We start from the raw sequence: 4,948 nt of genomic DNA, 5'->3' as shown, positions 1-4,948 counted from the left end.
TTGGATGTAAATTCACTGACTCACGTAATTCACTATTCTTTGCCAGATGATCCTGAAGTTTTCGTACACCGAAGCGGAAGAACCGGTAGAGCGGGAAAAGACGGAGTATCAATGGCTTTAATTAAGCCAGAGGAATCTAGAAAACTGAAGCAAATTAAATCGTCAACAAAAATTGACATTGTTGAAAAGAAAATCCCCACCGGTGAGGCGATTATCAAAGCTCAGGTTGGCGGTGTTTTCGAGAAATTATTTACCGAACACGAAGAGTTTTTTACGTTTGATGATTCTTTGATCCCGGATTTATCTGAATTTTCGAAAGAAGAATTGGTTCACAAATTACTGCAGCTTCAGTTGAGAGATTTGGCCATGTTCTATAAAGACAAAAATGATCTTGCTGACCAGAAATTTAATGCTGATGACCGTGGCGACAGTCGAAGAGACCGTGACAGAGGAAGAGATCGTGACCGTGGCAGAGATCGCGACAGAGGCGACAGAAGAGACAGCTTCAGAGATGGTGGACGCGACCGCGACAGAAAGCCTAGAAAAAGCAACAGTGATATGGTGCGTTTCTTCTTTAACTTAGGAAAAAAAGACCAGCTGAAGAAAATGGATATGCTCGAGATTATTAACAAATCTACCGCAAAATCCAAGAAGAGACCTGATATCGGTGAAATCGAGATTCTGGAAAAATTCTCGTTCTTTGAAGTTGAGAAATCATTTAAAGATGAAGTGATAAAAGGTTTACAAACCCAGAAATTTAAAGGAAAAGAAATGAGAGCCGAAGTGGCAAACTAATTTCCTTTCTCAAATAATTAATAAGTCCCGATATTATTTCGGGACTTCTTTTTTGTAATTTTGTGGATAGATATTTCTCAATGTTACGAAAAATTAATATTAAAACGGCTAAGTTAAAACGGTTTTTCGGAAATTTGCACCACTAATTTTAAATCAAAAAAAATGGGAATCGGCAATATTTTTAAAGCGTTCCAACCAAAAGACAAAGTGTTTTTTGTACTGTTTGAAAAAGTAGCAGCAACTTTGACTGAGATGTCTAAAGAATTTCATGAAGGGCTTCTGGATTTCGATATCAATGATGATACGATGCTTACCAATATGAGCGATTACGAGCACAAACTCGATGATCTTACCCATGAGATTTTTGTACAGTTAGGCGAAAACTTCATTACGCCATTCGACAGAGAAGACATCAGCCATTTAGCGAGCGGGCTGGATGATATTGCAGATTATATGTATGCTTCTGCAAAGTACATTTACCTTTATAAAACACCGCTTGATCCTGCTTATACCGAATTCAGCTTATTGATTTACAAATCTTGTATTGAAATCCAAACTGCAATGGAAAACCTGAAGGATTTCAAAAACGGAAAAGCCGTGAAAGAATCGTGTATTAAAATTAACTCCTACGAGAATATTGCTGATGATGTCTTAAGTCAGGCTACCGTAAAACTTTTCGAGACCAATGATGCGATTAACATCATCAAAATTAAATCTGTTCTGGAATATCTTGAAATCGTAACCGATAAGGCTGAAGATGTAGCAAACACGATGGACAGTATCGTAATTAAATATGCTTAATCCTGGGCACTAACCTTAAACGTTAAGAATGGAATTACCAGTATTATTAATAATCATTATAGCTCTAGCACTAATATTTGATTATATCAACGGGTTTCACGATGCGGCCAACTCCATTGCTACCATTGTTTCAACAAAAGTTCTTACTCCTTTTCAGGCTGTTCTTTGGGCAGCATTATGGAATTTTGCAGCTTTCTTTGTGGCGATGTACATCATCGGTGAATTTAAAATTGGTAACACCATTGCCAAAACCGTAAACGAAGATTATATTAACCTTGAAGTTATATTTTCTGGGCTTATCGCAGCAATCGCATGGAATCTCCTTACCTGGTGGTTTGGGATACCTTCCTCATCATCGCACACCTTGATCGGAGGTTTCCTTGGCGCGGCCTTAATGCACGCTTTGGTGATGGATTATCATCACGTAGCATTAGCGAGTCCGGATTTGGGTATTTTTGAGAAACTGAAACTGGCCTTTCAGCAGCTGTTCACTCAGAATGTTGTAAAGTATGAAAAGGTAATCCCTATTTTCCTGTTCATTTTTATGGCACCGTTTATCGGGATGTTGGTTTCTGTAATCATTACTTTGATTATCGTAAATTTTGCCAAAAACAGCAATCCGCGAAAAGCTGACGCGCATTTTAAGAAATGGCAGCTGGTTTCATCTGCACTTTTCAGTTTAGGTCATGGCCTTAATGACGCGCAGAAAGTAATGGGAATTATTGGTGCTGCAGTAATCTACTATCACGTAACGCTGATTGGCGGAAATGATCCTTATGCATTAATGGATTCCGCAGACCGGTTTAAGCATTTCACTACCGATTACATTTGGGTGCCTTTTGTATCTTTCCTCGCGATCGGTTTGGGTACAATGAGCGGCGGATGGAAGATTGTAAAAACAATGGGGACCAAGATTACTAAAGTTACTCCTTTGGAAGGGGTAAGTGCGGAGTCTGCCGGAGCGATCACTCTGTTCATTACCGATCACCTTGGGATCCCTGTTTCTACTACCCACACCATTACCGGTGCAATCATCGGGGTAGGGTTAACAAAAAGAGTTTCCGCAGTACGCTGGGGAATCACCGTAAGTCTTCTTTGGGCGTGGGTTTTAACCATCCCAATTTCGGCGATCGTAGCAGGAGTTACTTACCTGCTTGTTATTGCAGTTAGATAAAAAATATTAAGAAAAAACCTGAAACCACTTGTAACAAAGTGGTTTTTTTATGCCCAACTGTGAGGGAGAAAAGTTTTTAAAATCGTAATTTTGTACAAACAAGAAATTTATGCAGTTTTTAGAAGAATATCAGGAAATAGTTTCCAAAGCGATCGACAAATATAGATTCAAAGATAAACCCACGGAGCTTTATGATCCGATGAATTACATTATTTCCCATGGAGGCAAAAGACTTCGTCCGATTATGGTTTTAATGGCGAACGATATGTTTGGTGGCGATCTTCAAAAAGCCATAAAACCAGCTTTGGCTATCGAGTTTTTCCACAATTTTACGCTGATTCATGATGATATTATGGATGAGGCACCGTTGCGGAGAAACAAACCTACTATTCATACTTTACATGGAATTAATGCCGGGATTCTGTCGGGAGACGGACTGCTGCTGAAAGCCTATAAATTTTTCGATGACCTGGAGCCGGAACTGTTCAAAGCCTGCATCCGAGTATTTACCCATACTGGACTTTTACTTTGCGAAGGACAACAGTACGACATTAATTTCGAAACCCAGGAAGATGTAACTTTCAATGATTATATTCGGATGATTACATATAAAACCGGGGTTTTAAGTGCTTCTTCTTTTGAAATTGGTGCGCTAATCGCCGGTGCGGATTTTAAAGACGCGAAAGCGATTTTTAATTTCGGTAAAAATGTAGGGATTGCCTTCCAGATTATGGATGATTATCTGGATGTTTTCGGCAATCAGGAACAGTTCGGTAAAAAACACGCCGGTGATATTTACGAAAACAAAAAAACAGTACTTTATCTCTTGGCAAAAGAACACGGAACCGAAGAAGAAAAGAAAGAACTCGATTACTGGTACGCGAAAAAAACCGATAATGTAGACAAAGTGTATAGTGTTGAGAAGATCTTCCGCCGTACAAAAGTTGATGAAAAAACCCTTCTTCTTATTCAAAAGTATAACGAAATCGCCCAGGAGTATCTTAACCAGATTAATGTTCCGGATGAGAAAAAGAAGCCGTTTATCGAACTTGCAAATTATCTTCTTCGACGCGAAAGTTAATTCTCAATCCCACCAATGAAATTTCGTACCGAAGTACAAATACCAGTTTCAGATACAGCGCTGGAAATTGATGACCGCGTGTTTTCAATCGGCTCATGTTTTGCGTCTGAAATATCAGATTTGCTGAAAACTGGGCAAATTCAGACATTAAATAATCCGTTCGGAACAATATTTAACCCCTTTTCAATCAATCAGGCGGTTAAAAGGCTGTACCATTCCGAATTTTATGCTGAAGACGATTTAATAAAGTTTAATGAAGAAGTAATTTCCCTGGATCATCACAGCAAATTCAATTCCCGCTTTGTTCATCAGACTTTGGAAAAAATAAATGCTGAAATTGAGTTGGGAAACCGTTTTCTGCAGGAAACCAATTGGGTAATTATCACGTACGGAACTTCATTTGTTTATGAATTTCTGCCCAAGAAAAAACTGGTGGCAAACTGTCATAAAATCCCCGGAAAATATTTTGAAAAAAGGCTTTTAACACATCTGGAAATCACAGATGCTGTTTACGAAACAGTAACCTTGCTGAAAGATATCTGCAAAGAAAATGTTCAGATTCTGTTCACGGTTTCTCCGGTGCGTCATACCAAAGACGGAATGGTTGAAAATAATCTGAGTAAAGCCAAATTAATTGCAGCAATTCATGAAATCCTGCCAGAGTTCGAAAACTGCCACTATCTGCCGGTTTACGAGATTTTGATGGATGATTTACGGGATTATCGCTTCTATAAAGAAGATTTAATTCATCCCAGCAGGCAGGCTGTTCAGTACATTTGGGAAAAATTTGGGAGCGCTTATTTTTCTGATGAAACCATGGATTTTGTTGAGGAAAACTTTAAGATCGCAAAAGCTTTAGACCACAAACCTGCAGATGAAAAAAGCCAGAAACATCAGGAATTTCTCTCAACTATTCAAAAACGAATTGCAGCACAGCAAACGAAAGTGAAACATAAAATTTTTTAAATTGATTTGGGCAGCTTTTCCGCCTTCCACTCCCGCTTTTTTGTTCCGCTTTGCTTCAAAAAAAGAGCTCCGTTCAAGTCGGGCTGCAACCTAAAAACAAATGTAATGATCGATACCCACACCCATTTATA

Annotated in this window: 5 protein-coding genes; all 5 read left to right on the top strand. The window is 38.8% G+C overall.

Features of this window, described 5'->3' with window-relative positions:
- Window positions 1-795: DbpA RNA binding domain-containing protein (locus V5N63_RS10630; protein WP_332033921.1), on the top strand; the 795-nt coding region annotated here is incomplete at its 5' end.
- A gap of 162 nt (window positions 796-957) precedes the next feature.
- Window positions 958-1,596: a DUF47 domain-containing protein gene (locus V5N63_RS10625; protein ID WP_088468758.1), complete on the top strand. Its 639-nt coding sequence runs from the start codon at window positions 958-960 to the stop codon at window positions 1,594-1,596.
- A gap of 28 nt (window positions 1,597-1,624) precedes the next feature.
- A complete protein-coding gene (locus V5N63_RS10620) occupies window positions 1,625-2,770 on the top strand; it encodes an inorganic phosphate transporter (protein ID WP_332033920.1) in 1,146 nt (381 codons plus the stop codon).
- Between the two features lie 109 nt (window positions 2,771-2,879).
- Complete coding sequence (locus V5N63_RS10615) at window positions 2,880-3,851, top strand: polyprenyl synthetase family protein (RefSeq protein ID WP_332033919.1); 972 nt, start codon at window positions 2,880-2,882, stop codon at window positions 3,849-3,851.
- Window positions 3,852-3,866: 15 nt separating this feature from the next.
- Entirely contained in the window at window positions 3,867-4,817 is a 951-nt protein-coding gene (locus tag V5N63_RS10610) for a GSCFA domain-containing protein (protein WP_332033918.1), read from the top strand.
- Window positions 4,818-4,948 lie beyond the last annotated feature (131 nt).

This window comes from Kaistella sp. (assembly GCF_032060305.1).
GTDB lineage: Bacteria > Bacteroidota > Bacteroidia > Flavobacteriales > Weeksellaceae > Kaistella > Kaistella yananensis.
Note: the sequence above shows the minus strand (reverse complement) of the source record. Positions and strands in the feature narration are given on the sequence as shown.

What these genes read in the sequence shown, in the direction of transcription:
- V5N63_RS10625 (WP_088468758.1), top strand. Translation starts at nt 958, where the DNA reads ATGGGAATCGGCAATATTTTTAAAGCGTTCCAACCAAAAGACAAAGTG.
- V5N63_RS10620 (WP_332033920.1), top strand. Translation starts at nt 1,625, where the DNA reads ATGGAATTACCAGTATTATTAATAATCATTATAGCTCTAGCACTAATA.
- V5N63_RS10615 (WP_332033919.1), top strand. Translation starts at nt 2,880, where the DNA reads ATGCAGTTTTTAGAAGAATATCAGGAAATAGTTTCCAAAGCGATCGAC.
- V5N63_RS10610 (WP_332033918.1), top strand. Translation starts at nt 3,867, where the DNA reads ATGAAATTTCGTACCGAAGTACAAATACCAGTTTCAGATACAGCGCTG.